Source organism: Rhodopseudomonas rhenobacensis (assembly GCF_014203125.1).
GTDB lineage: Bacteria > Pseudomonadota > Alphaproteobacteria > Rhizobiales > Xanthobacteraceae > Rhodopseudomonas_A > Rhodopseudomonas_A rhenobacensis.
This window is the reverse complement of the sequence record NZ_JACHIH010000021.1, coordinates 22,635-49,514: the sequence shown is the minus strand read 5'-3', so window position 1 is coordinate 49,514 and position 26,880 is coordinate 22,635. Positions and strand designations below refer to the sequence as shown.

Annotated in this window: 28 protein-coding genes and 1 tRNA gene; 20 read left to right on the top strand and 9 right to left on the bottom strand. The window is 65.9% G+C overall.

Annotated features, from left to right (window positions below; genetic code table 11):
• The first annotated feature begins 49 nt into the window (after positions 1-49).
• From dnaK to HNR60_RS15880, 8 genes are all read left to right on the top strand, one after another.
• Positions 50-1,948, top strand: coding sequence for a molecular chaperone DnaK (gene dnaK / locus HNR60_RS15915; RefSeq protein ID WP_184259208.1), 1,899 nt, complete (start codon positions 50-52; stop codon positions 1,946-1,948).
• 181 nt (positions 1,949-2,129) lie between these two features.
• On the top strand, positions 2,130-3,269 hold the full coding sequence (gene dnaJ, locus HNR60_RS15910) for a molecular chaperone DnaJ (protein WP_184259206.1): 1,140 nt from the start codon (positions 2,130-2,132) through the stop codon (positions 3,267-3,269).
• Between the two features lie 87 nt (positions 3,270-3,356).
• Positions 3,357-3,959, top strand: coding sequence for a class I SAM-dependent methyltransferase (locus HNR60_RS15905; RefSeq protein ID WP_184259204.1), 603 nt, complete (start codon positions 3,357-3,359; stop codon positions 3,957-3,959).
• A gap of 87 nt (positions 3,960-4,046) precedes the next feature.
• Complete coding sequence (locus tag HNR60_RS15900) at positions 4,047-4,625, top strand: NADPH-dependent FMN reductase (RefSeq protein ID WP_184259202.1); 579 nt, start codon at positions 4,047-4,049, stop codon at positions 4,623-4,625.
• 33 nt (positions 4,626-4,658) lie between these two features.
• Complete coding sequence (gene pyrF / locus HNR60_RS15895; RefSeq protein WP_210313601.1) at positions 4,659-5,366, top strand: orotidine-5'-phosphate decarboxylase; 708 nt, start codon at positions 4,659-4,661, stop codon at positions 5,364-5,366.
• A 10-nt stretch (positions 5,367-5,376) separates the two neighbouring features.
• Positions 5,377-5,679, top strand: a complete 303-nt coding sequence (locus HNR60_RS15890; RefSeq protein ID WP_184259198.1) for a DUF1330 domain-containing protein — start codon at positions 5,377-5,379, stop codon at positions 5,677-5,679.
• 352 nt (positions 5,680-6,031) lie between these two features.
• The gene (gene dapB, locus HNR60_RS15885; protein WP_184259196.1) at positions 6,032-6,847 is read left to right on the top strand and encodes a 4-hydroxy-tetrahydrodipicolinate reductase; all 816 of its coding nucleotides are present in this window, start codon (positions 6,032-6,034) and stop codon (positions 6,845-6,847) included.
• A gap of 21 nt (positions 6,848-6,868) precedes the next feature.
• Positions 6,869-7,492, top strand: coding sequence for a 2,3-bisphosphoglycerate-dependent phosphoglycerate mutase (locus HNR60_RS15880; protein ID WP_184259194.1), 624 nt, complete (start codon positions 6,869-6,871; stop codon positions 7,490-7,492).
• Between the two features lie 162 nt (positions 7,493-7,654).
• Here HNR60_RS15880 and HNR60_RS15875 read toward each other — a convergent pair whose 3' ends face one another.
• Together HNR60_RS15875 and HNR60_RS15870 are read right to left on the bottom strand one after the other, a co-directional pair.
• Positions 7,655-8,551, bottom strand: a complete 897-nt coding sequence (locus HNR60_RS15875; RefSeq protein WP_184259284.1) for a methylated-DNA--[protein]-cysteine S-methyltransferase — start codon at positions 8,549-8,551, stop codon at positions 7,655-7,657.
• Positions 8,552-8,621: 70 nt separating this feature from the next.
• Complete coding sequence (locus tag HNR60_RS15870) at positions 8,622-9,122, bottom strand: DUF2244 domain-containing protein (protein WP_184259192.1); 501 nt, start codon at positions 9,120-9,122, stop codon at positions 8,622-8,624.
• Positions 9,123-9,184: 62 nt separating this feature from the next.
• On the opposite strand from HNR60_RS15870, the gene nth reads away from it, so the two are divergent.
• Complete coding sequence (gene nth, locus HNR60_RS15865) at positions 9,185-9,964, top strand: endonuclease III (RefSeq protein WP_184259190.1); 780 nt, start codon at positions 9,185-9,187, stop codon at positions 9,962-9,964.
• Positions 9,965-9,983: 19 nt separating this feature from the next.
• Here the strand turns inward: nth and HNR60_RS15860 are convergent, their stop codons facing one another.
• Entirely contained in the window at positions 9,984-10,784 is an 801-nt protein-coding gene (locus HNR60_RS15860; protein ID WP_184259188.1) for an alpha/beta hydrolase, read from the bottom strand.
• A gap of 355 nt (positions 10,785-11,139) precedes the next feature.
• Here HNR60_RS15860 and infC point away from each other — a divergent pair, with 355 nt between their 5' ends.
• Positions 11,140-11,679, top strand: coding sequence for a translation initiation factor IF-3 (infC, locus tag HNR60_RS15855; protein WP_041801265.1), 540 nt, complete (start codon positions 11,140-11,142; stop codon positions 11,677-11,679).
• A gap of 295 nt (positions 11,680-11,974) precedes the next feature.
• Here the strand turns inward: infC and HNR60_RS15850 are convergent, their stop codons facing one another.
• Positions 11,975-12,403, bottom strand: coding sequence for a hypothetical protein (locus HNR60_RS15850; RefSeq protein WP_184259186.1), 429 nt, complete (start codon positions 12,401-12,403; stop codon positions 11,975-11,977).
• 267 nt (positions 12,404-12,670) lie between these two features.
• On the opposite strand from HNR60_RS15850, the gene rpmI reads away from it, so the two are divergent.
• The 6 genes from rpmI to pheT all read left to right on the top strand — a co-directional run bounded on the left by rpmI (position 12,671) and on the right by pheT (position 17,816).
• Positions 12,671-12,871 carry a 50S ribosomal protein L35 gene (gene rpmI / locus HNR60_RS15845; protein WP_011470932.1) on the top strand — a complete coding sequence of 67 codons (201 nt, stop codon included), beginning with the start codon at positions 12,671-12,673 and terminating at the stop codon, positions 12,869-12,871.
• An 85-nt stretch (positions 12,872-12,956) separates the two neighbouring features.
• A complete protein-coding gene (gene rplT, locus HNR60_RS15840; RefSeq protein WP_011470931.1) occupies positions 12,957-13,316 on the top strand; it encodes a 50S ribosomal protein L20 in 360 nt (119 codons plus the stop codon).
• A gap of 214 nt (positions 13,317-13,530) precedes the next feature.
• Complete coding sequence (pheS, locus tag HNR60_RS15835; RefSeq protein WP_184259184.1) at positions 13,531-14,616, top strand: phenylalanine--tRNA ligase subunit alpha; 1,086 nt, start codon at positions 13,531-13,533, stop codon at positions 14,614-14,616.
• Positions 14,617-14,655: 39 nt separating this feature from the next.
• Positions 14,656-14,937 (top strand): hypothetical protein, encoded by a 282-nt coding sequence (locus HNR60_RS15830; protein ID WP_184259182.1) that lies wholly within the window; start codon positions 14,656-14,658, stop codon positions 14,935-14,937.
• A gap of 3 nt (positions 14,938-14,940) precedes the next feature.
• Entirely contained in the window at positions 14,941-15,408 is a 468-nt protein-coding gene (locus tag HNR60_RS15825; protein ID WP_184259180.1) for a hypothetical protein, read from the top strand.
• Positions 15,405-17,816, top strand: coding sequence for a phenylalanine--tRNA ligase subunit beta (gene pheT / locus HNR60_RS15820; protein WP_184259178.1), 2,412 nt, complete (start codon positions 15,405-15,407; stop codon positions 17,814-17,816). The genes HNR60_RS15825 and pheT overlap by 4 nt, the downstream gene beginning before the upstream one ends.
• 250 nt (positions 17,817-18,066) lie before the next feature.
• Here the strand turns inward: pheT and HNR60_RS15815 are convergent, their stop codons facing one another.
• Complete coding sequence (locus HNR60_RS15815; RefSeq protein WP_184259176.1) at positions 18,067-19,503, bottom strand: flavin monoamine oxidase family protein; 1,437 nt, start codon at positions 19,501-19,503, stop codon at positions 18,067-18,069.
• 174 nt (positions 19,504-19,677) lie between these two features.
• Here HNR60_RS15815 and HNR60_RS15810 point away from each other — a divergent pair, with 174 nt between their 5' ends.
• Both HNR60_RS15810 and HNR60_RS15805 read left to right on the top strand, forming a co-directional pair.
• Positions 19,678-20,625, top strand: a complete 948-nt coding sequence (locus tag HNR60_RS15810; protein ID WP_184259174.1) for a YiiX/YebB-like N1pC/P60 family cysteine hydrolase — start codon at positions 19,678-19,680, stop codon at positions 20,623-20,625.
• Between the two features lie 78 nt (positions 20,626-20,703).
• A complete protein-coding gene (locus HNR60_RS15805; protein ID WP_184259172.1) occupies positions 20,704-21,456 on the top strand; it encodes a sulfate transporter family protein in 753 nt (250 codons plus the stop codon).
• A 248-nt stretch (positions 21,457-21,704) separates the two neighbouring features.
• On the opposite strand, the gene queG is transcribed toward HNR60_RS15805, so the two are convergent.
• Complete coding sequence (gene queG, locus HNR60_RS15800; RefSeq protein WP_184259170.1) at positions 21,705-22,820, bottom strand: tRNA epoxyqueuosine(34) reductase QueG; 1,116 nt, start codon at positions 22,818-22,820, stop codon at positions 21,705-21,707.
• Between the two features lie 58 nt (positions 22,821-22,878).
• The gene (locus tag HNR60_RS15795; RefSeq protein ID WP_184259168.1) at positions 22,879-23,571 is read right to left on the bottom strand and encodes a glutathione S-transferase family protein; all 693 of its coding nucleotides are present in this window, start codon (positions 23,569-23,571) and stop codon (positions 22,879-22,881) included.
• A gap of 185 nt (positions 23,572-23,756) precedes the next feature.
• Here HNR60_RS15795 and HNR60_RS15790 point away from each other — a divergent pair, with 185 nt between their 5' ends.
• A complete protein-coding gene (locus tag HNR60_RS15790) occupies positions 23,757-24,563 on the top strand; it encodes an undecaprenyl-diphosphate phosphatase (protein WP_184259166.1) in 807 nt (268 codons plus the stop codon).
• 209 nt (positions 24,564-24,772) lie between these two features.
• On the opposite strand, the gene HNR60_RS15785 is transcribed toward HNR60_RS15790, so the two are convergent.
• The gene (locus HNR60_RS15785; RefSeq protein WP_184259163.1) at positions 24,773-25,756 is read right to left on the bottom strand and encodes a complex I NDUFA9 subunit family protein; all 984 of its coding nucleotides are present in this window, start codon (positions 25,754-25,756) and stop codon (positions 24,773-24,775) included.
• A 178-nt stretch (positions 25,757-25,934) separates the two neighbouring features.
• Between HNR60_RS15785 and HNR60_RS15780 the strand changes: the two genes are divergently transcribed.
• Positions 25,935-26,021 (top strand) — tRNA-Leu (locus tag HNR60_RS15780).
• 278 nt (positions 26,022-26,299) lie between these two features.
• Here HNR60_RS15780 and HNR60_RS15775 read toward each other — a convergent pair.
• Positions 26,300-26,854, bottom strand: a complete 555-nt coding sequence (locus HNR60_RS15775) for an invasion associated locus B family protein (protein WP_184259162.1) — start codon at positions 26,852-26,854, stop codon at positions 26,300-26,302.
• Positions 26,855-26,880 lie beyond the last annotated feature (26 nt).

The following is a 26,880-nucleotide window of genomic DNA, read 5'->3' as shown; positions in this document are numbered from 1 at the left end:
CGCCGTCAGGGCCCAGCCAACCTGCCGCAAAAAGAAGGATATGAGGACCATGGGAAAGGTCATTGGGATCGATCTCGGCACAACCAATTCGTGCGTCGCCGTCATGGACGGCAAGGCGCCGAAAGTCATCGAGAATGCCGAGGGCATGCGTACGACCCCCTCGATCGTCGCGTTCAGCGATGACGGCGAGCGGCTGGTCGGTCAGCCGGCGAAGCGCCAGGCGGTCACCAATCCCGAGCGCACTTTCTTTGCGGTGAAGCGCCTGGTCGGCCGCCGCTATGACGACCCGATGGTCGAGAAGGACAAGAAGCTCGTCCCCTACAAGATCGTCAAAGCCGGTAACGGCGACGCCTGGGTCGAAGCCGACACCAAGACCTATTCGCCCTCGCAGGTCTCGGCCTTCATTCTGCAGAAGATGAAGGAGACCGCGGAAGCCCATCTCGGCGCCAAGGTCGATCAGGCGGTGATCACCGTGCCGGCCTATTTCAACGACGCGCAACGTCAGGCCACCAAGGATGCCGGCAAGATCGCCGGGCTTGAAGTGCTGCGCATCATCAACGAGCCGACCGCGGCCGCGCTGGCCTATGGCCTCGACAAGGCGAAGGCCGGCACCATCGCGGTGTACGACCTCGGCGGCGGCACCTTCGACGTCTCGATCCTGGAGATCGGCGACGGCGTGTTCGAAGTGAAGTCGACCAACGGCGACACGTTCTTGGGCGGCGAAGACTTCGACATGCGGCTGGTCAGCTACCTCGCCGACGAATTCCAGAAGGAGCAGGGCATCAACCTGCGCAACGACAAGCTGGCGCTGCAGCGGCTGAAGGAAGCCGCCGAAAAGGCCAAGATCGAATTGTCGTCGACCACCCAGACCGAAATCAACCTGCCGTTCATCACCGCGGACCAGTCCGGTCCGAAGCATCTGACCATGAAGCTGACCCGCGCCAAGTTCGAAGCGCTGGTCGACGACCTGGTGCAGAAGACCATCGAGCCGTGCCGCAAGGCGCTGAAGGACGCCGGCCTCACCGCTGGTGAAATCGGCGAAGTGGTGCTGGTCGGCGGCATGACCCGCATGCCGAAGGTGCAGGAAGTCGTGAAGCAGCTGTTCGGCAAGGAGCCGCACAAGGGCGTCAACCCGGACGAAGTCGTCGCCATCGGCGCCGCGATCCAGGCCGGCGTGCTGCAGGGCGACGTCAAGGACGTGCTGCTGCTCGACGTCACGCCCCTTTCGCTCGGCATCGAGACGCTGGGCGGCGTGTTCACCCGCATCATCGAGCGCAACACCACGATCCCGACCAAGAAGAGCCAGGTGTTCTCGACCGCCGAAGACAACCAGAATGCGGTCACCATCCGGGTATTCCAGGGCGAGCGCGAAATGGCCGCCGATAATAAGATCTTGGGCCAGTTCGACCTGATGGGGATTCCGCCGTCGCCGCGCGGCATGCCGCAGATCGAGGTCACCTTCGACATCGACGCCAATGGCATCGTCAACGTCTCGGCCAAGGACAAGGCGACCGGCAAGGAACAGCAGATCCGGATCCAGGCCTCGGGCGGTCTGTCCGAAGCCGACATCAACAAGATGGTCAAGGACGCCGAGATCAACGCCGCCGAAGATAAGAAGCGCCGCGAGGCGGTGGACGCCAAGAACCACGCCGACGCGCTGGTTCACACCACCGAAAAGGCTTTGGCCGAACACGGCTCCAAGGTCGAGGAGGGCGAACGCCGCGCCATCGAGGACGCGCTGGGCGACCTGCGCGAAGCCTTGAAGGGCGACGACGCCGAGGCGATCAAGACCAAGTCCAATACGCTGGCGCAGGCTTCGATGAAGCTCGGCGAGGCGATGTACAAGCAGCAGGCCGAGGCCGACGCCGCCAAGGATGCCGCCAAGGACGACGTGGTCGACGCCGAATTCACCGAAGTCGACGACGACAAGCCGAAGAAGTCGGCGTGATGCTGCCATGAACGTGGCCCCCACCCTCGGAAGCGCGTAGCGCGTCTGAACGGTCGGGGGCCATTTTCTTTCGGGGCCGGTGGACTGTGCCGGCGGATTTTATGTTTTGCGTTGCATCCTTTGACGACGCGTTCCTCGGAATGCTCTCGGGATCGGGACAAACTTCAGGCGGATTTGACGGATGTCCACCACCAAACGCTGCTACTATGAAACCCTCGAAGTCGAGCGGACCGCCGACGAGCCCAGCCTGAAGGCGGCGTTTCGCAAGCTGGCGATGAAATGGCACCCGGACCGCAATCCCGGCGATGCCACCAGCGAGACCCGCTTCAAGGAAATCAACGAAGCCTATGAAGTGTTGAAGGACGGCGACAAGCGCGCCGCCTACGACCGCTACGGCCACGCCGCCTTCGAGCAGGGCGGCGCCGGCGGCCCCGGCTTCGGCGCCGGCTTCGCTTCGTCGTTCTCGGATATTTTCGAAGACCTGTTCGGCATGGCCGGGCAGCGCGGTGGCCGCGGCACCGGCCGCGAGCGCGGCGCCGATCTGCGCTACAACATGGAAATCACCCTCGAGGACGCCTTCGTCGGCAAGACCGCGCAGATCGAGATTCCGGTCTCGGTGACCTGCGAGGATTGTTCGGGCATCGGCGCCAAGGCCGGCACCAAGCCGAAGACCTGTTCGATGTGCGGCGGCGCCGGACGGGTGCGTCAGGCGCAGGGCTTCTTCACGCTGGAGCGCACCTGCCCCGGCTGCCAGGGCCGCGGCCAGATGATCGAGGATCCCTGCCCGACCTGCTCGGGCGCCGGCCGCATCGAGCGCGAGCGCACGTTGTCGGTGAACATTCCGCAGGGCGTCGAGGACGGCACCCGAATCCGGCTCGCCGGCGAGGGCGAGGCCGGTCTGCGCGGCGGCCCTCCGGGCGACCTGTACATTTTCCTGTCGCTGGCCAACCACGAATTCTTCCAGCGCGACGGCGCCGATCTGCATTGCCGGGTGCCGATTTCGATGGTCGCGGCCGCGCTCGGCGGCGAGATCGAAGTGCCGACCATCGACAAGGGTAAATCAAAGGTAAAGGTGCCGTCCGGCACCCAGTCCGGCCGGCGCTTCCGCATCGCGGCGAAGGGCATGCCGGTACTACGCTCCCGGCAGATGGGCGACATGTACGTCCAGGTGGTGGTCGAGACGCCGCAGAACCTGACCAAGCGGCAACAGGAGTTGCTCGCCGAGTTCGAAAAATTATCCTCCGGCGCCACGCAACCGGAAGCCGCTGGTTTCTTTACCAAGGTCAAGGACTTCTTCGGTACGCGCGGAGCAGCTAGCTGACCGTTTGGCTTGACCGCTAGGGACGCTACCTATACGTCTTGTAACAGAAATTTGACACTTCTTGAACCGGCCCGCCTGGTAGCCAAAATGGCTCTGCAATCTTCCGTGCGTGCGGTGAAAAAGCCGCCTCGTCTCGACGACGAGGTCCGTTTTCTCCGCTCATGGATCGAAAAACCCCTCCACATGGGCGCGGTGATGCCGTCCGGCAAAGTGCTGGCGCGCACCATGGCGAATTATGTCGAGATCGATTCCGACGCCCCGGTGATCGAATTGGGGCCGGGCACCGGCGCCATCACCCACGCGCTGATCGCGCACGGCGTCGACCAGAAGCGGCTGGTGCTGGTCGAATACAATCCGAGTTTTTGCGCGCTGCTGCGCGACCGTTATCCGCAAGCCACCGTAGTGCAGGGCGATGCCTATCGGCTGCGCGACTCGCTGTGGAAGATCCTCGCCGCGCCGGCCGCGGCGGTGGTGTCCGGGTTGCCGCTGGTCACCAAGCCGATGCTGACGAGGCTGCGCCTGATTCGCGATGCGTTCGCGATGCTGACGCCGGGCGCCCCCTTCGTGCAGTTCACCTATTCGGTGGCGCCGCCGATTCCGAAATCGCTGCCGGGGGTTTCCACCGAAGCGTCGGAGCGGATCTGGATGAACATTCCGCCGGCCCGGGTTTGGGTTTATCGCAAGGGCTGATCTCGCGCGTGATCCCGGTTTTCGGATAGGATCGTGCTCAATGAGGAGCCTGCATCGGCTCCGGCCCTCAAAGTCGCGATCAGAACCATGTCGGCGGTCAAGATCCTCGTCATTCCCGGCTCGCTACGCACCGGCTCGCTCAATGTGCGGCTGGCGGCGGCCGCGATCGACGAATTGGTTCGCGCCGATGTCGAGGTCACCCGGCTCTCGCTCGCCGATTATCCCTTGCCGATCTATGACGCCGACCTCGAAGCCAAATCCGGCGTGCCGGCCAACGCGATCAATTTGAAGCGGATGCTCGGCGCGCACCGCGGCGTGCTGTTGGTCAGTCCCGAATACAATTCCGCGCCGCCGCCATTGCTGAAGAACGCCATCGACTGGGTGTCCCGGGTGCAGGACCCGCACGAGACCCAGGGCCAGGTGTTTCGCGAGCGCGCCTTCGCGCTGGCCTCCGCCTCGGCCGGCCGGCTCGGCGGCAGCCGCTGTCTGGCGGCGCTGCGGCTGATCCTCACCGGCTGCCGCGCCACGGTGATTCCGAATCAACTGGCGCTGTCGTTCGCCGATCAGGCCTACAACGAGACCGACCGGCTGAAACATCCCGCCGATATCGAAGCGCTGCGCGCCATGGTGCGGCAGTTGATCGACTTCGCCCAGCAGATGAAGTGAGACCCCAGAAGTGAGTCCCCCAAAGTGAGCCCGATGAGTGAGAAGCTTGCCGCGCGCGACCGCATGATCGTGGCGCTGGATCTGCCGAGCGTGGACGCCGCCGAAGCGATGATCGCCAAACTCGGCGACAGCGCCAGTTTCTACAAGATCGGCTACCAGCTCGCTTATGCGGGCGGGCTGCCGATGGTGCGCCGGCTCGCCGACGCCGGCAAGAAGGTGTTCGTCGATCTCAAGCTGCACGACATCGGCAACACCGTCGCACGCGGCGTTGAAAGCCTGAGCGCGCTCGGCGCGACCTTTCTCACCGTGCACGCCTATCCGCAGACCATGAAGGCCGCGGTGGCGGCCCGCGGCGATTCGGGTTTGAAGATTCTCGCCGTCACCGTGCTGACCTCCTATGACGACGCCGATCTGCAAGAGGCCGGCTATCGGTTGGGCGTGCGCGAACTGGTCGAGCAGCGCGCCCACCAGGCGCAAGACATCGGTATCGACGGCCTGGTCTGCTCGCCCGAAGAGGCGGCGCATCTGCGCGGCATCGTCGGGCCGTCCATCGCTTTGGTGACGCCGGGGATCCGCCCGGCGGGCGCCGCGGTGGGCGACCAGAAGCGGATCATGACGCCCGCGCGGGCCATCATGGCGGGAGCGGATTATCTGGTGGTCGGCCGGCCGATCGTCGAGGCCGCCGATCCCAAGGCCGCGGCGGACGCCATCGTGCAAGAAATCGCAACCGCAACGGTTTGATGGGGGAATAATGGCCAAGGGTTATTGGATCGCGCGCGTCGAAGTCGCCAACATGGACGGTTACAAGGAGTACGTCGCGCAGAACGGCGCGGTGTTCAACAAATTCGGCGCCAAGTTTCTGGTCCGCGCCGGCAAATACGAGAATCCGGAAGGCTCGTCGCGCTCGCGCAACGTGGTGCTGGAGTTCAAGGACTACGAGACCGCCTTGGCCTGCTACCACTCGGAAGAGTATCAGCGCCTGGTCGCAATCCGCAAACCGCATGGCGAGAACGACCTCGTCATCGTCGAAGGCTATGACGGCCCGCAGCCGTAGCTGGAACGTCGTCCAAAGCCTTGCGACGTAATCACTGCGTTCATCACGACGGCAGCGCGCTCCCCTCCCCCTTGCGGGGAGGGGTTGGGGGTGGGGGTTCTTTCGTCACGATCGTTGCGAGTATGGCCGGGACCGACAGCGTGCAGCCAACCTGAACATCGATCGAACAAATCAATCCGCCGTGCTCGTTGACCCCCACCCCCGACCCCTCCCCGCAAGGGGGAGGGGAGAGCGTTTCCGATGGCTTGGACTCGGCAATTCACCCGAAGCCTCGATAGCAAGATCAAGAGCCTCGGTTGCCCGGCCGCCCCGCCCCGGCTATACCGCGCCTGAAGTTCGAGGGCCGCGAAACATGTCCGACATGCGTCTGATCGTTGCGGGAGCCGGCGGCCGGATGGGCCGCGCGTTGATCCGCGCCATCACCGAAACCCCCGGCGCGGTGGTCGCCGGCGCGCTGGAAGCGCCGACCTCGCCGCTGCTCGGCCAGGACGCCGGCACGCTGGCCGGGCTGCCGCCCTCCGGCGTCAAGCTGTCGCCGGATCTGTGGGCGCTGTCGGCCGAGGCCGACGGCATCGTCGATTTCACCGTGCCGGAAGCCACCATCGCCAATGTGGCGATCGCCGCGCAGCGCGGCCTGGTCCATGTCATCGGCACCACCGGCCTCACCGCCTCGGATGAAGCGGTGATCAAGAGCGTCACCTCGCGCGCCATCGTGGTGAAGTCCGGCAACATGAGTCTCGGCGTCAACCTGCTGGCGGCGCTGGTCAAGCGGGTGGCGCGCTCGCTCGATGCCGGCTTCGACATCGAGATCGTCGAGATGCATCACAAGGCCAAGGTCGACGCGCCGTCCGGCACCGCGCTCTTGCTCGGCGAAGCGGCTGCGGCCGGCCGCGGCATCGAGCTCGCCACACATTCCGCGCGCGGCCGCGATGGCGTCACCGGCGCGCGCAAGTCGGGCGACATCGGCTTTGCGTCGTTGCGCGGCGGCACCGTCACCGGCGATCACACCGTGATCTTCGCCGGTCCCTATGAGCGCATCGAGCTCACCCACAAGGCCGAGGACCGCATGATCTTCGCCCATGGCGCGCTGAAGGCCGCGCTGTGGGCGCGCGATCAGGGGCCCGGCCTGTATTCAATGGCCGACGTGCTCGGCCTCAGCGACATCTGATCAGAACTGGAAATCAGCCAAATGAGCGATCGTCTTCTCGTGCTCGTGCGCCACGGCCAGAGCGAATGGAATTTGAAGAATCTTTTCACCGGCTGGAAGGACCCCGGCCTGACCGAAAAGGGAATTTCCGAAGCCAAGGCCGCCGGGCAGAAGCTGAAAGCCCAGGGGCTGGTGTTCGACGTGGCCTTCACCTCGGTGCTGACGCGGGCGCAGACCACGCTCGACCTGATGCTCAATGAGCTCGGCCAGACCGGGCTGCCGACGCAGAAGAATCTGGCGCTCAACGAGCGCGATTACGGCGATCTGTCGGGGCTGAACAAGGACGACGCCCGCAAGAAATGGGGCGAGGAGCAGGTCCACGTCTGGCGCCGCTCCTACGACGTGCCGCCGCCCGGCGGCGAAAGCCTGAAGGACACCTTGGCGCGCACCCTGCCGTACTACGTGCAGGAAATCCTGCCCTGCGTGCTGCGCGGCGAGCGCACTTTGGTGGCGGCGCACGGCAATTCGCTGCGCGCCTTGATCATGGTGCTGGAGAAGCTGACCCCGGAAGGCATCCTGAAACGCGAACTCGGCACCGGCGCGCCGGTGGTCTACCGGCTCAACGCCGATTCCACCGTGGCTTCGAAGCTGGATCTGGCGGAGTAATTCGGCACTGCCCTCAAGTTCGGCGAGCCCCGGACACAGCGCAGCGCGCCGCTCTTGCGGCGTGGTGCGCTGCAGATCCGGGGTCGTTACGATGGCAGCGCTTGAGACGGTCCCGGCTCGCGTCGCAGCGCAAGCGCGCTGCTCGCGTCCGGGACACAAGACTCATTCCATCCCGACCTGCCCGGCTTCCCAGCCCAGCATCGCGCGTTTGCGGGTGAGGCCCCAGTGATAGCCGGTGAGTGCGCCGCTCTTGCCGAGCGCGCGATGGCACGGCACCACGAATGACACCGGATTTTTGCCGACCGCGGCGCCGACCGCGCGCGAGGCTTTCGGCAGGTCGATGCAGCTCGCGATATCCGAGTAGCACACCGCCCGTCCCATCGGGATCTTCAGCAGCGTCTCCCACACCCGCACCTCGAAATCGGTGCCGATCAGCACCACGCGCAGCGGCTGGTCGGCGCGCCACTGCCTGGTGTCGAACACCCGCTGCGCCAGCGCCGCGGTGCCGGCGGCATCTTCGACGTAGCTCGCGCGCGGCCAGCGCCGCTGCATGTCGGCGAGCGCCGCGGGCTCTTCGCCAGCATCGGCGAAGGCCAGACCCGCAAGTCCGCGTTCGCTGGCGATCACCACCGCGGTGCCGAACGGCGAGGGATGCAAGCCATAGCGCAGCACCATGCCGGCGCCGCCGCTTTTCCATTCGCCGGGCGACATCGCCTCATGGGTCACGAACAGATCGTGCAGCCGCCCCGGCCCCGACAAGCCGCTCTCCAGCGCCGCATCGAGCACGCTGGCGGAATCGCGTAGCAGGCTTTTCGCGTGGTCGAGCGTCAGCGCCTGCATGAAGGCCTTCGGCGTCAGCCCGGCCCAGCGCCGGAACAGCAGGTGCAGTTCGTCGGGCGTGACCCCGGCGGCCTCCGCAATGGATTCGATCGCCGGCTGCTCGCGCCAGCGCTCGGAGATGAAGCCGATGGCGCGGCGCACACAGTCATAATCCTGCAGGCCCGCGTCGTGCGGGCCGGGCTTGGCGAGGCGGGGATCGGTGACGGCGAGGTTCATCATGGTTCTGATGTAGGCGGGGACGATGGCCGCGGCCACCCGAATCCCGATCGCAGCGATGTCGATTCCGCAATCACGGATTATGCAGCAGGCCGCGCCGCGCGGCCTCCAGCGCGCCGGCGAGCGCCTTGGCGAAGCTGGCCTTTTCGGCCGGCCCCAAAAAACTCGCGACGCCGAGCCGGCGGCCGCGCGTCACCAGATAGAGCTTTTCGACGCCGTAGCCGGCGTCGACCTTCTGCTCGATCCGCACCCAGAGCGGGTTCGCCACCCAGTCGACGACATGACCGCGGTGGCCGATGCGCCGAACCCGCAATTCCGACGCCGTCACCGAGATTTCCTCGCTGGCCCGCGCGCTGCGGAAATTCAGTTTGAACGCCCAATACACCGCCAGAATATCGAGGCCGAAAAACCCCATCACCGGCCAGGCCCCCAGCAGCCAGAACGCCATCCCGGCACTGAAACTCACCACGCTGAGGAAAACCATCAGCGCCCAAAACCCGGTATTGCTCAACGACCTGTGCGGCGTCAGCATCGCCGAGAACAGCTGGGTCGTGGGTTCGCCAAGCGAGGTCATGACGGATCATTATACCGGCCTTGCGGCGGGACGCACGCGCCACGTCATCTATTGAGGAGCGAATGGCAAAGACCCTGACCAAACCACCGGCCAAGCCCAAGGTCGGGATGAAGCCCGTTGCGAAAGCGGTCCGCAGCCCCCAACAGGCGATTGCCGCCAAGGCGGCGAAGCCCGCTCCCCAAGCCAAATCCAAAACGAGATCAAAACCCTGGTCCGCGGCCGAGGTGCGCGAGGCGTTCAGCCGTTTTGCCAAGGCCAATCCCGAGCCGAAGGGCGAGCTCGAACATCTCAATCCGTTCACGCTGCTGGTGGCCGTGGTGCTGTCGGCGCAGGCCACCGACGCCGGCGTCAACAAGGCGACGCGGGCGCTGTTCGCGGTCGCGGATACGCCGCAGAAGATGCTCGATCTCGGTGAAGACGCGGTGCGCGACTACATCAAGACCATCGGGCTCTACCGCAACAAGGCGAGGAACGTGATCGCGCTGTCGCAGAAGCTGATCGCGGAGTTCGGCGGCGAGGTGCCGCGCAGCCGCGCCGAACTCGAGACGCTGCCCGGCGCCGGCCGCAAGACCGCCAATGTGGTGCTCAACATGGCGTTCGGCGAGCGCACCATGGCGGTCGACACCCACGTGTTTCGCGTCGCCAACCGCACCGGCCTCGCTCCCGGCGACACCCCGCTCGCGGTCGAACTCGGGCTGGAGAAGGTGATTCCCCCCGAGTTCATGCTGCACGCGCATCACTGGCTGATTTTACACGGGCGCTACACCTGCTTGGCACGAAAACCGCGCTGCGAGGTCTGCCTGATCAACGACCTGTGCCGCTGGCCGGAAAAGACCGTGTGACGGCCTCGGCCGGCTGACCTCAGACGAATTCCTTCACCGTGGTGATCAGCCGTTCGATGTCCTGCGGGCGGCTTAATCGGTGGTCGCCGTCCGGGATCATGGTCAGCACCACGTCGTCGCAGGGCAGCCGCTCGGCGAGCGTAAACGCGTGGCGCCACGGCACGTCGGGGTCCTGCCGGCCCTGCAGGATGCGCACCGGGCAGCCGAGCTCGATCGCGCTGCCGAGCAGCAGGTGCTTGCGGCCGTCCTCGATCAGCGTGCGGGTGATCGGATAGGGTTCGCCATACTCCGACGGCCGCAGCCATGAGCCTGTAGTCTCGATCTGGGCGCGAATCTCCGGCGAAAACCCGTTCCACATCAACGCCTCGGTGAAATCCGCCGCCGGCGCGATCAGCACCAGCGCGGCGATGCCCGCACGGGATGCCGGCTGTCCGGCGAGCAGCCTTGCCAGCAGCAGCGCCAGCCAGCCGCCCATCGAGGAGCCGACCACGATCTGCGGGCCGTCGCAGAACTGCCCGAACACCGCGAGGCTTTCCTCGAGCCAGCGGCTGATGCTGCCCTCGGTGAAGGCGCCGCCGGATTCGCCATGGCCGGAATAATCGAACCGCACGCAGGCCCGGCCGGTCTCGGCGGCAAAGCCGTCGAGCGCCACCGCCTTGGTGCCGGTCATGTCGGAGTGAAAGCCGCCGAGCCAGAAAATCCCCGGCCCGCCGCCCGTCGCCGCGCGGGCGCGGACCGCGATCCGGCGTTGTTCGCGTCCTTCGCCGACCTCGATCGACGACGGCATGGCGATCGCTAGATCAATGGCTGCACCGCTCATCACTCACCTCGTTTTTCGTTGTTTGCTGCAGCGCCGCGGCTTCGTCAACGCAGCCGCCCTGGGCCACGGGCGCGGGGACGTCCCCTGCCGGGAAAAGTTCCCGACCGCACGCGGACAACGGACCGTCCGCATTGCCAAAAAGCCTCTTAGACGATGGTTTTGCCGCTATTCCGCGTCTGGTCGCTTGCCCGCGGTTGCGGTTTCCTTCACACTGTCGGCCGATCAGCCCCGTGGACTGCGCTTTTTTGCGTCCGATCCCGCTCGTAACTATGTTACAGCGCATGACTGATCGAACAAGCCGCTAACACCTGGTTGATCATCCGCCGCCTTCGTTCACAACATTGGAGAGCCACCCATTCGCCGTCCCAACAGAGCCCCGCCCGCCGCAACCAAAGACGGGCCGCGCACCAATGATGAAATCCGCAACCACGAGATCCAGCTGATCGATCAGACGGGCCTGAATCATGGCACCATCGAAACGATCGCCGCGATCAAGATGGCCGCCGAGGCGGGCATGGATCTGGTTGAGATTTCGCCCAATACCAATCCTCCCGTATGCAAGATCATGGACTACGGGAAGTTCAAATACTCGGCGCAGAAGAAGGCTGCCGAAGCCCGCAAGAAGCAGAAGATCGTCGAGATCAAGGAGATCAAGCTCCGCCCGATGATCGACGATCACGACTACGAAGTGAAGATGCGGGCGATGCAGCGGTTCTTCGAAGAAGGCGACAAGGTGAAGATCACCCTGCGCTACCGCGGCCGCGAAATGGCGCATCAGGAGATCGGCACCAAGCTGCTCGACAAGGTCAAGAACGACGTTGCCGAATACGCCAAGGTCGAGCAGGACGCGCGTTTCGAAGGCCGTCAGGTCGTCATGGTCCTGGCGCCGCGCTGATCGCGGTTTCGGTCCGACATCACCGACAGAATTCAGGCTCGTCAGATTTCTGGCGGGCCGTTTTCTTGTGGGGCTCAGCTTCGTGCCCGGACGCAGCGCAACGCGCCGCTTAAGTTCACCGTACCCCGGACGTGACTGACCGCGCCGCTTTCGGCGTGGTTAGTCACGAGCCGGGGCCGTGACGTCGAAAGCGCAACTCCCCGCCAGCTTGGCCGCGATGCCGGCATTCGTAACGGTCCCGGATCTGCGGAGCGGCGCAAGTGCGCCGCACCGCGTCCGGGACACGGGCTGAAAGCTAACCGCGCGTGGCCTGCCAGGCGCCGCTGCAGCGATCGCCGGAAATCAGCCCGCTCCAGCGCCCGGCGCCGACATTGCCGGCGAGCCGGCCGTTGCCGCTGGCGACCGAAGCGCCGACCGAGACCCGCACCGACACCGCGCCGCCGCGGCCGATGCCGCCGGTGACCTTGCCGCCGCCGGCCGATGACACAAGGCGGCCGCGGACGGTGAACGGCACCCGGTAGCCCGAGCTGCAATTACCGGCCTCTGTGGCGAATTCCACGTTCCAGATCCCGTCATAGAGCCCGGCCGGCGCGCGCCGGGCGTGCTTTGCTTCGGCGTCGCCGGCCGCGCCTATCACCGCGACCACAAGCGCCGCTGTCAGCAGCCACGGCGCCGCGGCAGACCGTGCAAATTCGGCAGAATGAGTGAGCGGTCGCGTCAGCATCGGCGTCGGGCTCCCTGCAAAGGGGGCATCGCCCGTGGTGAGGCGAGCGGCCCCTGCCATATCGTTGGCGTTAATCGTTGCCAATCTGACGCCGCTCTGCCATAAGCGCAACCTTCATCGCCCGGCTGATCAAGGGCTGCCGTGTCGATGTCCGTGCCGGTTGCGTCCGATAGGACTTTAACTGAGCACTTTCAACGCTCTAACGAGCATTTTAGCCGGCCAGCCGCCCTCGCGGGCGACTCTTGCGCGTCGGAATAGGAGAGCCAAATGCCCAAGCTGAAGACCAAATCGGGCGCCAAAAAGCGCTTCAAAGTAACCGGCACCGGCAAAGTTGTGTCGGCCCATGCCGGCAAACGCCACGGCATGATCAAGCGGACGAAGAAGCAGATTCGTCAGCTGCGCGGCACGCGCATTCTGTTCAAGACCGACGGCGAAAACATCAAGAAGTATTTCCTGCCGAACGCCTGACCGTTCAAGCCGCTCTGTGAGCGGCGACCTCATCAGGCCGCGTCCGCGCGGTCATTCCACCAATTTCAGATGAAGGAGATCAGTCATGGCTCGCGTCAAACGCGGTGTGACGGCTCACGCCAAGCATAAGAAAGTCTACAAGCTCGCCAAGGGTTTCCGCGGCCGGCGCAAGAACACCATCCGCACCGCCAAGGCCGCCGTCGACAAGGCCGGCCAGTATGCGTTCCGCGATCGCAAGCGCAAGAAGCGCACGTTCCGCGCGTTGTGGATCCAGCGCATCAACGCCGCGGTCCGTCCGCTCGGCATGACCTACAGCGTGTTCATCAACGGCCTCGCCAAGTCCGGCGTGATGGTCGACCGCAAGGTGCTGTCGGATCTGGCGATCACCGAACCGGCGGCGTTCCTGGCGATCGCCGAGAAGGCCAAGGCCGCGCTCGCGGCGTAAAGGTTTAGCGCCGCTCTCGCGGCGTTACCCTGTTGACCCTCCCCTCCAGGGGAGGGTGCGAATGGCACAGCGATGCTCAAAGCGTCGCTGTGTGACGTTCGGGGTGGGGTGTCCTGCCGATCCGCACGCGCCCCCGATTTTCATCATCCCCACCGGTCCGTTTGAGCGGATCGACCTCCCCTCCAGGGGAGCTGGGAGACCGGGGCGCTCGCCAATGTCGACTCTCGAAAACCTGCAATCGCAAATTCTCGCCGCCGTCGCCGAGGCTTCCGACGAAGCCGCGCTCGAAGCCGTGCGCGTCGCGGCCCTCGGCAAGAAGGGCTCGATCTCCGCATTGCTTGCCACGCTCGGCAAGATGTCGCCGGAGGAGCGCAAGACCGAGGGCGCTGCAATCAACCTCGCCAAAACCGTGGTCAGCGATGCGCTCGCCGCGCGGCGCGACATTCTGAAGAACGCAGCACTGGACGCCCGGCTGGCCTCGGAGACCATCGACGTCACGCTGCCGCTGCGCGAGACGCCCGCCGAGCAGGGCCGGATTCATCCGCTCAGCCAGGTGATGGACGAACTCACCACGATCTTCGCCGACATGGGCTTTGCGATCGCCGAAGGCCCGGACATCGAGACCGACGACTACAACTTCACCAAGCTGAATTTCCCGGAAGGCCATCCCGCGCGCGAGATGCACGACACCTTCTACTTCAACCCGAAGCCGGACGGCTCGCGCCTCTTGCTGCGCACCCACACTTCGCCGGTGCAGGTGCGTACCATGTTGTCGCAGAAGCCGCCGATCCGGGTGATCTGTCCGGGTCGCACCTATCGCAGCGACAGTGACCAGACCCACACACCGATGTTTCACCAGGTCGAGGGCCTCGTCATCGACAAGGGCTCGCATCTCGGCCACCTGAAATGGATTTTGCACGAGTTCTGCAAGGCGTTCTTCGAGGTCGACAACATCAACATGCGGTTCCGGCCGTCGTTCTTCCCGTTCACCGAGCCGTCGCTGGAAGTCGATATCCAGTGCCGCCGCGACAAGGGCGAGATCCGCTTCGGCGAGGGCGAGGACTGGCTGGAGATTCTCGGCTGCGGCATGGTGCACCCCAACGTGCTGACCGCCTGCGGCATCGATCCGGAAGTCTATCAGGGCTTCGCCTGGGGCATGGGCATCGACCGCATCGCGATGCTGAAATACGGCATGAGCGATTTGCGGCAATTGTTCGAAGGCGACGTCCGCTTCCTCAATCACTACGGCTTCAAACCGCTCGACGTGCCGACGCTGGCCGGGGGATTGAGCAACCCGTGATTGTCTGTGGTATGCTGCTGACCACGGCGGAGTGATCCCATGAACGACAATGACATCGAACAGATTGCGTCACGGATCCTAAGAGACAATCTTGGTGCGTTCGGATTTCAAGGTTCAGAAGTACGCTCTGAAATCGACTTCGACGGCAGTCCCGTCGTCCGCATCAAGGCTCGTTACACCGATGCGAACGCGCCGACCAAAGCGATCAGCAAGTCGATGCACGAAATCCGCACCGCGCTGTTGCGCGAAGGCGAGCAGCGGTTCGTGCTGCTCGAGGGCGAATACCTCGGCGACCAGCAAATCGACGAGGACGTGAACTAGATCATGGCCTCGCCGACGATGGTATCGCGATTGCTCGACGCCGCGGAGTTGCTGCTGGAGCGCGGCGGCCGCAGCGGCGCGTTTCGGCGGCGGGCGGTGAGCACGGCGTATTATGCGGTCTTCCACAGCCTTGCTAAATCGAGCGCTGGGGCGTTGCTGTCTGACGATGCAGCCGAAGAATATGTCCGGGTGTATCGCGCTTTGGACCACGGGCCGCTGAAGAGCGCCTTCGCGACCGGCCCGTTGAAGGACCGCGACAACCTTCGGGAAATCGGAACGACCGTGATTCTGCTGCAAAGCGAGCGGCACAAGGCCGACTATCTGCCTCCCACCAAAGGCGTCTTTACCGTTAAACGCGCACGCGAACTCGTCGATCAGGCCCGCGACGTCGCCGCGGCGATCGAACAACTTTCATCCGACGATCGCCGAACCCTGGCGGCCCACCTCCTATTCAAGAACCGAGCATCATGAAATTCTCGCTCTCCTGGTTGAAGGACCATCTCGACACCGACGAATCGCTGGAGCGGCTCGCCGACAAGCTCACCATGATCGGGCTCGAGGTCGAAGGCATCGAGGACAAGGCCAAGCTGCTGAAGCCGTTCTCGATCGCGCAGATCATCTCGGCCGAGCAGCATCCCAACGCCGACCGGCTGCGGGTCTGCAAGGTCGATACTGGAGCTGGTGAGCCGTTGCAGGTGGTGTGCGGCGCGCCGAATGCCCGCGCCGGATTGAAGACGGTGTTCGCAGCACCTGGCACCTATATTCCGGCGAAGGATTTCACCATCAGCGTCGGCACCATCCGCGGCGTCGAGAGCCAGGGCATGATGTGCTCGGCCGGCGAACTGGCATTGCCCGACGGCATCGACGGCATCATCGAATTGCCGGCGGACGCCCCGGTCGGCGTCTCCTACGCGGAATGGGCCAAGCTCGGCGACCCGGTGCTCGACATCAACCTCACGCCGAACCGGCAGGACTGCGCCGGCGTGCGCGGCATCGCCCGCGATCTCGCCGCCGCCGACATGGGCAGGTTGATCGATCACGCCATCAAGCCGATCCGGGGCGAATTCCCCTGCCCGGTGAAAGTCGCCGTGGAAGACGACAAGCTCTGTCCCGGCTTCGCGATGCGGCTGGTGCGTGGCGTGAAAAACGGCCCGTCGCCGGAGTGGCTGCAGCAGCGGCTCACCTCGATCGGGCTGCGGCCGATCAACGCGCTGGTCGACATCACCAACTACCTCACCTTCGACCGTTCGCGGCCGCTGCATGTGTTCGACGCCGCCAAGGTCAAGGGCGACCTCACCGTGCGCGCCGCCCGCGACGGCGAAACCCTGCTGGCGCTCGACGGCAAGACCTACACGCTCGATCCCAAGGTCTGCGTCATCGCCGACGAGACCGGCGTCGAATCGCTGGCCGGCATCATGGGCGGCGAGGCCTCGGGCTGCTCGGCCGAGACCACCGACGTGCTGATCGAATCGGCGTTGTGGAACGAGATCAACATCGCGCAGACCGGGCGCCGGCTCGGCATCAATTCGGACGCGCGCTATCGCTTCGAGCGCGGCGTCGATCCGGCCTTCATGGTGCCGGGGCTGGAGCTCGCCACCAAACTGGTGCTGGAGTTCTGCGGCGGCACGCCATCGGAGATCGTCGTGGTCGGCAACCCGTTCGGCGACGATCGGTTGATCGACTTCCCGCTCGCCGAAGTGAAGCGGCTGGCCGGCATCGACGTGGCGCTGCCGGAAGCCCGTCGCATCCTCAGCCGGCTCGGCTTCATGGTTGCGGGCTCCGGCCAGACCGTGAAGGTGGCGATTCCGTCGTGGCGCAGCGACGTCCACGGCAAGGCCGATCTGGTCGAGGAAATCGTCCGCATCGTCGGCGTCGACAAGGTGCCGCTGACGCCGTTCGAGCGCGGCGAGAACCCGCGCAAGCCGGTGCTGACCCCGATCCAGCTGCGCACCCGCCGCGCCAAGCGTGCGCTGGCGGCGCGCGGCCTGGTCGAGGCGGTCAACTGGTCGTTCATCTCCAAGCCGCAGGCCGCGTTGTTCGGCGGCGGGCAGCCCGAACTGGCGCTGGCCAATCCGATTGCGTCCGATCTTTCCGACATGCGGCCGAGCCTGCTGCCGGGGCTGATCGCCGCGGCGCAGGCCAATGCCGATCGCGGCAACTCCGATCTGGCGCTGTTCGAGGTCGGGCAAGTGTTCAAGGGCGACCAGCCGCAGGATCAATTCGTCGCCGCCTCCGGCGTGCGCCACGGCTTTGCCTCGTCGAAGGGGCTCGGCCGGCATTGGTCGGGCGCGGCGCCGGCCGACGCATTCGACGCCAAGGCCGATGCGTTCGCGGTCTTGGCCGCCGCCGGCTGTCCGATGCAGGCGCTGCAGATCGTCACCGGCAAGGCGTTGCCGGGCTGGCTGCATCCGGGACGCTCCGGCGCGATCCAGATCGGCCCGCAGAACGTGCTCGGCTATTTCGGCGAGCTGCATCCGCGCGCGCTGGAAGCCCTGCACGCCGACGGCCCGCTGCTCGCCTTCGAGGTGATTCTCGATCGGATTCCCGAGGGCAAGCAGAAGGCCACGCGTGCCAAGCCGACGCTGGAGTTGTCGGCATTCCATCCGGTGTCGCGCGACTTCGCCTTCATCGTCGATCGCTCTGTTCGCGCCGGCGACATCGTCCGCGCCGCGCAGGGCGTCGACAAGAAGCTGATCACCGGCGTCGCGGTATTCGACGTCTATGAAGGCAAGGGCATCGACGAGGCGAAAAAGTCGGTCGGCATCGCGGTGACGATTCAGCCGCGCGACAAGACCCTGACCGATCAGGAAATCGACGCGATCGGCGGCAAGATCGTCGCCGAAGTCACCAAGAAGACCGGCGGCGTGCTGCGGGGCTGAGTTGGGCCCGTCATCCCGAGGCGCGACGGGACGCGCACGATCCGGCTTGCTACGCGGGGAGAGATTCTGGATCCCCGCGCCCTCTCCGCGTCATGGCCGGGCTTGTCCCGGCCACCCACGGAAACATCAGAAGCCTCGCCAGTGGGCGTGGATGGCCGCGACGAGCGCGGCCATGACGTGGTGGCCAAGTGCCCGATCGGCTCGACAGCAGGTTCAGCAGGCTCTGAGCGGCGCGCCGTCCGCAACCCGATCAGCGCCTCCCCGGCCAGCCGAGCTCGCCGGCATTGGCGCCCGTGGCACCCCGCTCGCGGCGCTGCTTCGGCTTGCGCGCCGCCGGCTGCGCCGGCTGATCGGTCTTCACCCCGCCGAGCCGCTTCAGCGCGGCGTCGGCGGCGCGTTCGCCACTGTCCCAGGCGCCGTCCACGGTGCCCCACAGCGTCTCGTGGGTGGCTTCGCCGGCTAAAAACAACGGCCCGATCGGTTCGCTCAAAACCCGACGGGACGACTGCCCGCCCGGCACCGCCGCCGACATCGCGCCCTGCACCAAGGGCTGCGCATTCCAGCGCGTCGCAACCGCCTTCTTGACATCGGCCACCGCATCGCTGCCGAATAGCTTGCTCAGCCATTCCTTGGCAAAATCGATCATCGCCGCCTCGCCCTGCGCCGCGAGGTCACGGCCGAAGCCGCCCGCGACGTCGACCGTACACAGCGAGCTGCCGCCGATATTGGCGGCCAGGAAGGCGGTGCGGGCGTCGCTACTCTGCTCGATCATGATCTCGTCCTTGGGCAATCCGAGCGGATTGCCGGACAACAACAGCGCCACGTGATCGTAGCTGCCGAGCGTCAGCTTGGCGGCGGCGTCGAGCTGCCGCTTCGGCAGCTCCGGGCTGAACTTGATGGCGCCGGACGCCAGCACGTTGCTCGAGACCGTGACGATCACCGCGCGGGCTGCAATGCGCCCGGCCGCGGTCTCGACGCCGACGTCGCGGCCGCTCCAGGTGATTCGCGTCGCCGGCGCCGACAGCGCCACCGGCAACCCCTCGCCGAGCTTGGCGATCATGGTGCCGAGCCCCTGGCGGCACGCCACCATGGCGTTGCGATCCTGCGCGCGGAACTGATCGAGCGCCGAGAGGTCTTTCAGGTCCTTGCCGGAGGCGTAGGGTCCGAGCAGAAACTCGACGGTTGCCGCCCAGTCGCCGAGGTCCTTCGGCAGCGCCGCGGCGCAGGACAGATCGGCCTTGCGGGCGGCGTCGTCGATGGCGCGGTTGGCGCGCACCAGGGTGGCCAAGAGATCCTCGGTCTCGCCCGGGCGGGCGTTGCGGCGGCCGATCCGCAGCCGCTGCCCGGGCGGCGCCGGCGCGACGTCGAGCCCGACGCTGCGGCCGAGCTTGATCATCGGGTTGCTGTCGGGATTGTGCAGCCAGCGCGCGCCGCGATCGAACGGAACCTCGAAGCTGGCGTTGTCGGTGAGGCAGCGGCCGCCGATCTGCGTCCCGGCTTCGATCACGATCACCTTGCGATTGGCGGCAACGATGCGGCGCGCCGCGGCGATGCCGGCGGCGCCAGCGCCGATCACCACCACGTCGGCCTCGCGCGGCAACGGCGCGGCGAAGGCGATGCCGCGCAGCGCGGGAGTCAGCGCCAGGGCCGCCGACGCCGACAGGAACTCGCGGCGAGACATCGTCATCAGGGGTTTCCGCAACTTGACGTTCGAGGGTGATCGCAGCGAACTTGCCGCATCGCGGCTTGGCCAGCAACATGGTTACGCAATGGTTCAGGCGATGCTGAGGCAAATGAACCAAATTGCAACGGCTTGTGCCCATGCTCCGGGCTGGCAGGCAGGCAGCCGGAGACAGCGCTCATGGGCGTCGTGTTGGATCGAATCGGCAAGTTGATCGCGGATTACCTTCAGAAGGAGGTGCCGGGCTATGAGCCGTTCACCCCGAGCGATCCCGACCATCTGCGCGCCAGCATGCAGCCCGGCGACGTGCTCTTGGTCGAAGGCAACAACCGGGTCTCCGGCATCATCAAATATCTGACGCAGTCGACCTGGTCGCACGCCGCCCTCTATGTCGGCCCGATCGACGGCGCCGCGGAGCCCGACGGCGAGCCGCATGTGCTGATCGAGGCCAATATCGGCGAAGGCGTCGAGACCTCGCCGTTGTCGCGCTACTTTCCCTATCACACAAGGCTGTGCCGCCCGGTCGGGCTGTCGCATGAGGACCGCAACACGGTGTGCCGCTACGCCATCAACCGGATCGGCTTCGGTTACGACACCAAGAACATCCTCGACCTGATGCGCTATCTGTTTCCGTTGCCGGTGCCGCAGCGCTGGCGGCGGCGGCTGATTGCGCTCGGCTCCGGCGATCCGACGAAAATCATCTGTTCGGCGCTGATCGCGCAGGCGTTCGATTCGGTGCGCTACCCGATCCTGCCGAAGGTCACCCGCGCCGGCTCCCGCGCCGCGCGCCGCGAGATCTTGCAGATCCGCGATTCGTCGCTGTACATGCCGCGCGACTTCGACATCTCGCCGTATTTCAACATCGTCAAGCCGACCATCGTCAGCGGCTTCGACTACACCGCGCTGCATTGGGCCGACAAACAGAAGCCGCTGAGCGAGGTGCCGGACCCGGCCGATCCGTTTCACGGCGCGATCGAGCCGCCGCCGCAGCACGCCGCCGAGGCGGTTGACCCGCCGCCGCGGCAGGCCCCAGACGCAGCCCTCGTCGAACGCGTCCGCGTCACCGAGCATTTCACCGTGGTCGATTATGTCCCGGCGCAGCTGCCGCGCCGCGAGCGCGTCGCCTAGCGCGGCGGCGGCGCCTCTTGTCGAAGCCGATCGACATGGCTACCTCTGGCGAGGATTTCCACAGAGGACCTCGCGATCATGCTCGACGCCGCCATCAAGGCCCTGACCCAGATCCTGGCGCCGCCGATGCGCGCCATCCTGTACCGCTCGATCGGCTTCGCCCTGGTGCTGATCACCGTGATGGCGATCGGGCTGCAGCGCGCGCTGAGCTGGTTCGCGGAATCCGGCGAGGTCTGGGCGGAGACCGCGCTCGGCTCCAGCTTCCACGCCCCGCTCAACATCCTGGCCTGGATCCTGTCGATCGCCGCAGGCCTCGGCGTGGTGCTCGGCGCGGTGTTCCTGATGCCGGCGGTGACCTCGCTGGTGGCCGGCTTCTTCGTCGACGACGTCGCCGAACACGTCGAGCGCGAATACTATCCCGACGAGCGGCCCGGCGTCGCGCTGCCGTTCGGCCGCGCGATCACCGAAAGCACCAAGGCCGCGCTGCTGACCATTCTGGTCTATCTGTTGGCGCTGCCGTTCGTGTTCGTCGCCGGCGCGGGCTTCATCGCGTTCTTCATCGCCACCGCCTGGCTGCTCGGCCGGGAATATTTCGAGCTCGCGGCGATGCGGTTTCGCCCGGTGGCCGAGGCCAAGGCGATGCGCAAGGAATACGGCACCACAGTGTTTATGGCCGGTCTGGTGATTGCCGCCTTCGTATCGATCCCGATCGTCAACCTGGCGACGCCGCTTTTCGGCATGGCGTTCATGGTGCACATGCATAAGCGCCTGAGCGGCCCACGGCCGGAGCTGATCGACGTGCCGCGGCGGACTGATCTGCCGGTGGCGTGAGGGCGGATTTATTAGGGCTTTGGCACCATGGTCACGGCTGACGGATCACGCTGGCCCTCGCAACACCGCTTGATCGGCCTTCCGTGGAATGGCTACTGGAATGGCTGCGTCGAACCAAAAACAAAGCTGTCATTCCGGGGCGCGAGTGGCGTGAGCCACGAGCGAACCCGGAATCCAGTATTCCAGGGCGGTGAGTACTGGATCCCGGGTTCACTCGCAGCTTCGCTGCTCGTGCCCCGGGATGACAGTTAGTTGTGTTGCCACTCAGCGCGCACAGCGTCGTCGTGTTCGTGGGCGAGGTGATGGGTCGCGAGTGAGGTGAACCGCTCCGCTGCCAGCAATTGCGAGAGCGCCCACACCGCGGCGCCGCGGACCAGCGGGTTGTCGTCGCTCGCGAGCCGCTCGGCCTCGGCCACAAGGCTGGCGTCACCTGAATTGCCGATCGCGATCAGCACGTTGCGGAGGAAGCGGTCGCGGCCGATGCGTTTGATCGGCGATTTGGCAAACAGCGCGCGAAACGCCGCGTCGTCGAGCCGCGCCAAATCCGCCAGCGACGGCGCCCGCAGCGCCTCGCGGGCGGCGAGCTTGGTCTCGCGGCCGACCGCGGCGAACTTGTTCCACGGGCAGACCGCGAGACAATCGTCGCAGCCGTAAATGCGGTTGCCGATCGCACGGCGGAATTCGCGCGGGATCGCAGCCTTGTTCTCGATCGTCAGATAGGAGATGCAGCGCCGCGCATCGAGCCGGTACGGCGCGACGAACGCGTCGGTCGGGCAGGCATCGAGGCAGGCCCGGCAGGAGCCGCAATGATCGATCTCGGGCGTGTCGCGCGGCAACTCCAGCGTGGAAAAAATCGCGCCGAGAAACAGCCAGGAGCCGAGTTCGCGCGACACGAGATTGCTATGCTTGCCCTGCCAGCCGAGCCCGGCGGCCGCAGCCAGCGGCTTCTCCATCACCGGCGCGGTGTCGACGAACACTTTGACGTCGCCGCCGGCCTGCGCGATCAGCCAGCGCGCCAGCTGCTTCAGCCGCGGCTTGATCAGTTCGTGATAATCGTCGCCCTGCGCATAGACCGAAATCGCGCCTTGCCCGTGCGCCCCGAGGATCGCCCGCGGATCGGCGTCGGGGCCGTAATTCATCCCCAGCATGATCACCGAGCGCGCCTGCGGCCAAAGCACCCGCGGATCGGCACGGCGGTCGCGATGGTTCGCCAGCCAGTCCATGTCGCCATGCAGGCCGGCGTCGAGAAACGCGTCGAGCCTTTTGCTAATTCCTTCGATCGCATCGACGCCGCAGACCCCGACAGCGTCGAAGCCGAGCGCGCCGGCTTGCGCGCGTAGCGAATCGCTCAGGCTCTCGCTCATGACGAGGCAGTCGAAGGTGCCGCTGATGCGGTCGCCCTGCGACGATTGCCCGGCGCGTTCAGAAATCCAGATCGACGTAGGTGCGCGAGGCCGGCACGCCGGCCAGCCATTCGCTCAGCAGCGGGCGGAACGACGGCCGGGATTTCACCCGCGCGTACCACGCCTTTGCGGCTTCGTCCTCGGTCCATGGCACGTCGCCCAGATAGTCGATCGCCGACAGATGCGCCGCGGCGGCAAGGTCTGCGTAGCTCAATTGATCGCCGGCGAGAAAGTTGCGGGTGCGCGCCAGCCAGCCGATATAGGCTAGATGATAGCGCACATTGGCGGTCGCGGCGCGGATCACGTCCATCGCCGGCGGGCCGCCGCCGTCCTCCTCGCTCATGAAGCGCTTGTAGATCCGCTCGGTCACCAAGGGGCCGCTGGCCTCCTCGAAGAACTTTTCGTTGAACCACGACACCAGCCGCCGCACCTCGATGCGGTCGTCCATCACGGTCGGCAGCAGCCTGCGGTCGCCCAAGCTCGGACCGTGGCTTTCGTCGAGGAACTCGCAGATCACCCCGGCGCCGGGAATCGCCGGGCGGGCGTCGGCGATCAGCACCGGCGTGGTTCCGGCCGGGTTGAGCGCCAGGAACGCGGCGCGCCGCTCCCATGGGCGCTCCTCCACCAGCCGCAAATCCAGGCCGTGTTCTCCCAGGGCCAGGCGGACGAACCGCGACAGCGGGCAGAACGGGTGGTGAAACAACGTGTACATGACAACCTTGATAGGGATCGGATGCTTAACAAATCCTCTCCAACCGGCTTTTCCAAGCCGGCAAAATCCGCGGCTGACGCGAGCCGGACGGGGTCGGCATCTTTGGCGTTGCGGCCAAAGGGCGAATAGGCGAGAAGAACCCGGCTTTTTTCCGGGCCGATCCGCACCATAACCCAGGCCATTTCATGCTTTCCGATGTCTTAAGGGCGGTCATCCTCGGCGTCGTCGAGGGTGTCACCGAGTTCCTGCCCGTCTCCTCGACCGGCCATCTGCTTCTCGCCGAACGGTTTTTCGATCTCGGCGAGACCAACTTCTGGAAGAGTTTTGCGATCCTGATCCAGCTCGGCGCGATCCTTGCGATCCTCGCGCTGTATTTCGCCCGGTTGTGGCGCGTGGCGCTGGGGATGTTCTCGGATCCCGCGGCGCAGCGCTTCGTCATCGGCGTGCTGGTGGCGTTCCTGCCCGCCGCGGTGATCGGCGCCATCGCCGGGGGGTATATCAAAAGCTACCTGTTCAACCCGTGGGTGGTGTGCTTCTCGCTGATCGTCGGCGGCGCCATTCTGCTCTGGGTCGATCAGCTCGACCTCGAGCCGCATGAGCACGACGCGATGGCGTTTCCGCTGCCGATGTATCTTTACATCGGTTGCGCGCAATGCCTGGCGATGATCCCCGGGGTGTCGCGTTCCGGCGCCACCATCGTCGGCGCCATGCTGCTCGGCGCCGACAAGCGCGCCGCGGCGGAATTTTCGTTCTTCCTGGCGATTCCCACCATGGTCGGCGCCTTCGTGTACGATCTCTATAAGAATCGCGCCGACATGACGATGGATCACTCGGTGATCGTGGCGATCGGCTTTGCGGTGTCGTTCGTCACCGCCATTATCGTGGTGAAAACCTTCCTGACTTACGTCACCCGGCACGGCTTCGCGCTGTTCGCGTGGTGGCGGGTGATCGTCGGCACGCTCGGCCTGATCGCGCTGGCGCTCGGCAAATAGGCTGAGCGGCACCGATCAAGGCCTGGTGTCCCGGACGTGAAGCAGCGCCCTTGCGCGGCTTCATGAGCCGGGACCATTCCAAACATCGCGTTCCGTAACGGCCCCGGCTCGCAGCGCCCCACGCCGCAGACGCGGCGCGGAGCGCAGCGTCCGGGGCAGGTTTTTTCTCAATTCATCGACACTGAGTCGGTCGTCAGCCAGCCAAGCGCTCAGGAGCTCTTCGGCTCGACGACCTTGCGCTGGAACTGGCCGGTGGCGCGGAACCGCCACAGATAGGACGGCGCGATCGCCTGCAGCGAATCCGCCGCGATGCCGAGTCCGTTCAGCGTCAGCCCGGCGGCCTTCGCCGCCTCCGACACCACATTGTCGACCTGCAGCAGCGCGACCTGGTCGGGCGTCAGTTTCAGCGCCCCGGGGGCGAATTGCAGCAGCTTCGCCTGCATCCGCGCCAGCCCGAACGGCAGCGACAGCAGGATGCGGCGGCGCTGGATCACGTCGAGGATGATCTCGATGACCTGCCGCATGGTCAGCACTTCCGGGCCGCCGAGCTCGTAGGTGGCGCCGGCGCGGGCACGGCCGTCGACCGCCTCCGCCACCGCGGTGGCGACGTCGCCGACATAGACCGGCTGCAGCCGGGTGGCGCCGCCGCCGATCAGCGGCACCACCGCCGACATCCGCGCCAATGCTGCGAATCGGTTGGTGAACTGGTCCTCGGGGCCGAACACCACCGAGGGCCTGAAAATCACAGCCTGCGGCACCGCGGCGAGCACGGCCTTTTCTCCGGCGGCCTTGGAGCGGGCATAGAGCGACGCTGAGTGCTCGTCGGCGCCGATCGCCGAGACATGCACCATGCGGGCGCCGACCGCGGCTGCGGCCTCCGCAATGGCGCCGGCGCCCTGCGCCTGCACCGCCTGGAATTTCTGCCGCCCGCCCTCGGCCAGGATGCCGACCAGATTGACCACGATGCCGGCGTCGCGCACCGCGGCCTTGACCGAATCGGGATAGCGCAGATTGGCCTGCACCGCGTGGATCTGGCCGACCTTGCCGAGCGGCTGCAGGTGCCCGGTCAATTCCGGCCGCCGCACCGCGACCCGGATCCGGTAGTCGCGCTTGGCCAGCGCGCCGATGACGTGGCGGCCGAGAAACCCCGAGCCGCCGAAAACCGTGACGAGGGTGTCCAAATTCGAGGCCATGGCGGGGATCCTATCACGGGACATCGATGCGGCGGCTTCGAGAGCGCTCTTGCATCGGCTTTGCAGCAATGCGGTTTTGGCGTTTTCGCGCTGCGTCGTCAACCAAACGGTGCACGAGCGGCCGCTTCGGCATTTCCGATTTGACAAGCGCCCCCCCGATCCGTACTAACCCGCCCGGGCCCAGGTGGCGGAATTGGTAGACGCGCTGGCTTCAGGTGCCAGTGGCTTCACGGCCGTGAAGGTTCGAGTCCTTTCCTGGGCACCACTCGCGATAGATGTCGCTGAGATTGCTGAACTCCCGGCATCGCAGGGGTTGTGGCCGAGGCTCTGGTCGATGGAGCGTGCGCCGCATGATCGTGCAGAGGCACGTCCCTGGACGCACGATCGCGTGCCTGTTCGGCGTCCGGCCATGCATCCCCGCCGACCGGCGAATCACCGCCTGCACGCCGCCGATTCGCCGCGAAGCTCCGGCCGAACATCCACACCCTCGTTGAGGCGAGGGCGCACCGGCGCGTCACGCAACGCGGGCTGCGCCCGTCCGAGCTACAATGACTCCTTGCGCAACGCGTCATAGGCCTGCGCGAATCCCTTGAACGACACCGGGATGGCGACGTCCTGCTGCGCGGCGTCTTTCAGCGAAAGCGTGCCGTTGGCGGTCAGGGTGCGCAATTTCTGCAGGCTCTCCTCCTTGAGGGCGAACTCGGCGAAGCAGGCGGTCGGCACGCAGCGCGTATAGACGGTCTCGACGCCGGGCTCCCTGGCGTCCGCCGTGAATTTCACGCCGGCCGGCAGCCAGACATTGATCGGGACCTGCACCACGACTTTCATCGGCGCGGTCTTGGTCGGCCGGCCGATCGCGATCTTGGTCACCGGATTGGCCTGCCCCGGCGCCTGCGTCGCCTGCGCCATCTCGCAGATCTTCTGCTGCGAGGGCGCGGCGATCTCGCACTGCACGGTCCAATCCTGATAGGTCGCGGTGGTTCGCTGCGGCGCCGGTGGGCTTTGCACCGCGGGCGGTTGTTGCGCATCGGCCGGGGTCAGCCCCGCAGCGGACAGCAGCGCGAAAATCCAAAGCGCCTGGCCTGGTCTGTTGATCATCGAAACTCTTTCAAATGCGCCGAGCT

Bases quoted from the DNA above. Each gene is read 5' to 3' on its own strand.
- dnaK (WP_184259208.1), top strand. From the start codon at position 50: ATGGGAAAGGTCATTGGGATCGATCTCGGCACAACCAATTCGTGCGTC.
- dnaJ (WP_184259206.1), top strand. From the start codon at position 2,130: ATGTCCACCACCAAACGCTGCTACTATGAAACCCTCGAAGTCGAGCGG.
- HNR60_RS15905 (WP_184259204.1), top strand. From the start codon at position 3,357: ATGGCTCTGCAATCTTCCGTGCGTGCGGTGAAAAAGCCGCCTCGTCTC.
- HNR60_RS15900 (WP_184259202.1), top strand. From the start codon at position 4,047: ATGTCGGCGGTCAAGATCCTCGTCATTCCCGGCTCGCTACGCACCGGC.
- pyrF (WP_210313601.1), top strand. From the start codon at position 4,659: ATGAGTGAGAAGCTTGCCGCGCGCGACCGCATGATCGTGGCGCTGGAT.
- HNR60_RS15890 (WP_184259198.1), top strand. From the start codon at position 5,377: ATGGCCAAGGGTTATTGGATCGCGCGCGTCGAAGTCGCCAACATGGAC.
- dapB (WP_184259196.1), top strand. From the start codon at position 6,032: ATGTCCGACATGCGTCTGATCGTTGCGGGAGCCGGCGGCCGGATGGGC.
- HNR60_RS15880 (WP_184259194.1), top strand. From the start codon at position 6,869: ATGAGCGATCGTCTTCTCGTGCTCGTGCGCCACGGCCAGAGCGAATGG.
- HNR60_RS15875 (WP_184259284.1), bottom strand. From the start codon at position 8,551: ATGATGAACCTCGCCGTCACCGATCCCCGCCTCGCCAAGCCCGGCCCG.
- HNR60_RS15870 (WP_184259192.1), bottom strand. From the start codon at position 9,122: ATGACCTCGCTTGGCGAACCCACGACCCAGCTGTTCTCGGCGATGCTG.
- nth (WP_184259190.1), top strand. From the start codon at position 9,185: ATGGCAAAGACCCTGACCAAACCACCGGCCAAGCCCAAGGTCGGGATG.
- HNR60_RS15860 (WP_184259188.1), bottom strand. From the start codon at position 10,784: ATGAGCGGTGCAGCCATTGATCTAGCGATCGCCATGCCGTCGTCGATC.
- HNR60_RS15850 (WP_184259186.1), bottom strand. From the start codon at position 12,403: ATGCTGACGCGACCGCTCACTCATTCTGCCGAATTTGCACGGTCTGCC.
- rpmI (WP_011470932.1), top strand. From the start codon at position 12,671: ATGCCCAAGCTGAAGACCAAATCGGGCGCCAAAAAGCGCTTCAAAGTA.
- rplT (WP_011470931.1), top strand. From the start codon at position 12,957: ATGGCTCGCGTCAAACGCGGTGTGACGGCTCACGCCAAGCATAAGAAA.
- pheS (WP_184259184.1), top strand. From the start codon at position 13,531: ATGTCGACTCTCGAAAACCTGCAATCGCAAATTCTCGCCGCCGTCGCC.
- HNR60_RS15830 (WP_184259182.1), top strand. From the start codon at position 14,656: ATGAACGACAATGACATCGAACAGATTGCGTCACGGATCCTAAGAGAC.
- HNR60_RS15825 (WP_184259180.1), top strand. From the start codon at position 14,941: ATGGCCTCGCCGACGATGGTATCGCGATTGCTCGACGCCGCGGAGTTG.
- pheT (WP_184259178.1), top strand. From the start codon at position 15,405: ATGAAATTCTCGCTCTCCTGGTTGAAGGACCATCTCGACACCGACGAA.
- HNR60_RS15815 (WP_184259176.1), bottom strand. From the start codon at position 19,503: ATGACGATGTCTCGCCGCGAGTTCCTGTCGGCGTCGGCGGCCCTGGCG.
- HNR60_RS15810 (WP_184259174.1), top strand. From the start codon at position 19,678: ATGGGCGTCGTGTTGGATCGAATCGGCAAGTTGATCGCGGATTACCTT.
- HNR60_RS15805 (WP_184259172.1), top strand. From the start codon at position 20,704: ATGCTCGACGCCGCCATCAAGGCCCTGACCCAGATCCTGGCGCCGCCG.
- queG (WP_184259170.1), bottom strand. From the start codon at position 22,820: ATGAGCGAGAGCCTGAGCGATTCGCTACGCGCGCAAGCCGGCGCGCTC.
- HNR60_RS15795 (WP_184259168.1), bottom strand. From the start codon at position 23,571: ATGTACACGTTGTTTCACCACCCGTTCTGCCCGCTGTCGCGGTTCGTC.
- HNR60_RS15790 (WP_184259166.1), top strand. From the start codon at position 23,757: ATGCTTTCCGATGTCTTAAGGGCGGTCATCCTCGGCGTCGTCGAGGGT.
- HNR60_RS15785 (WP_184259163.1), bottom strand. From the start codon at position 25,756: ATGGCCTCGAATTTGGACACCCTCGTCACGGTTTTCGGCGGCTCGGGG.
- HNR60_RS15775 (WP_184259162.1), bottom strand. From the start codon at position 26,854: ATGATCAACAGACCAGGCCAGGCGCTTTGGATTTTCGCGCTGCTGTCC.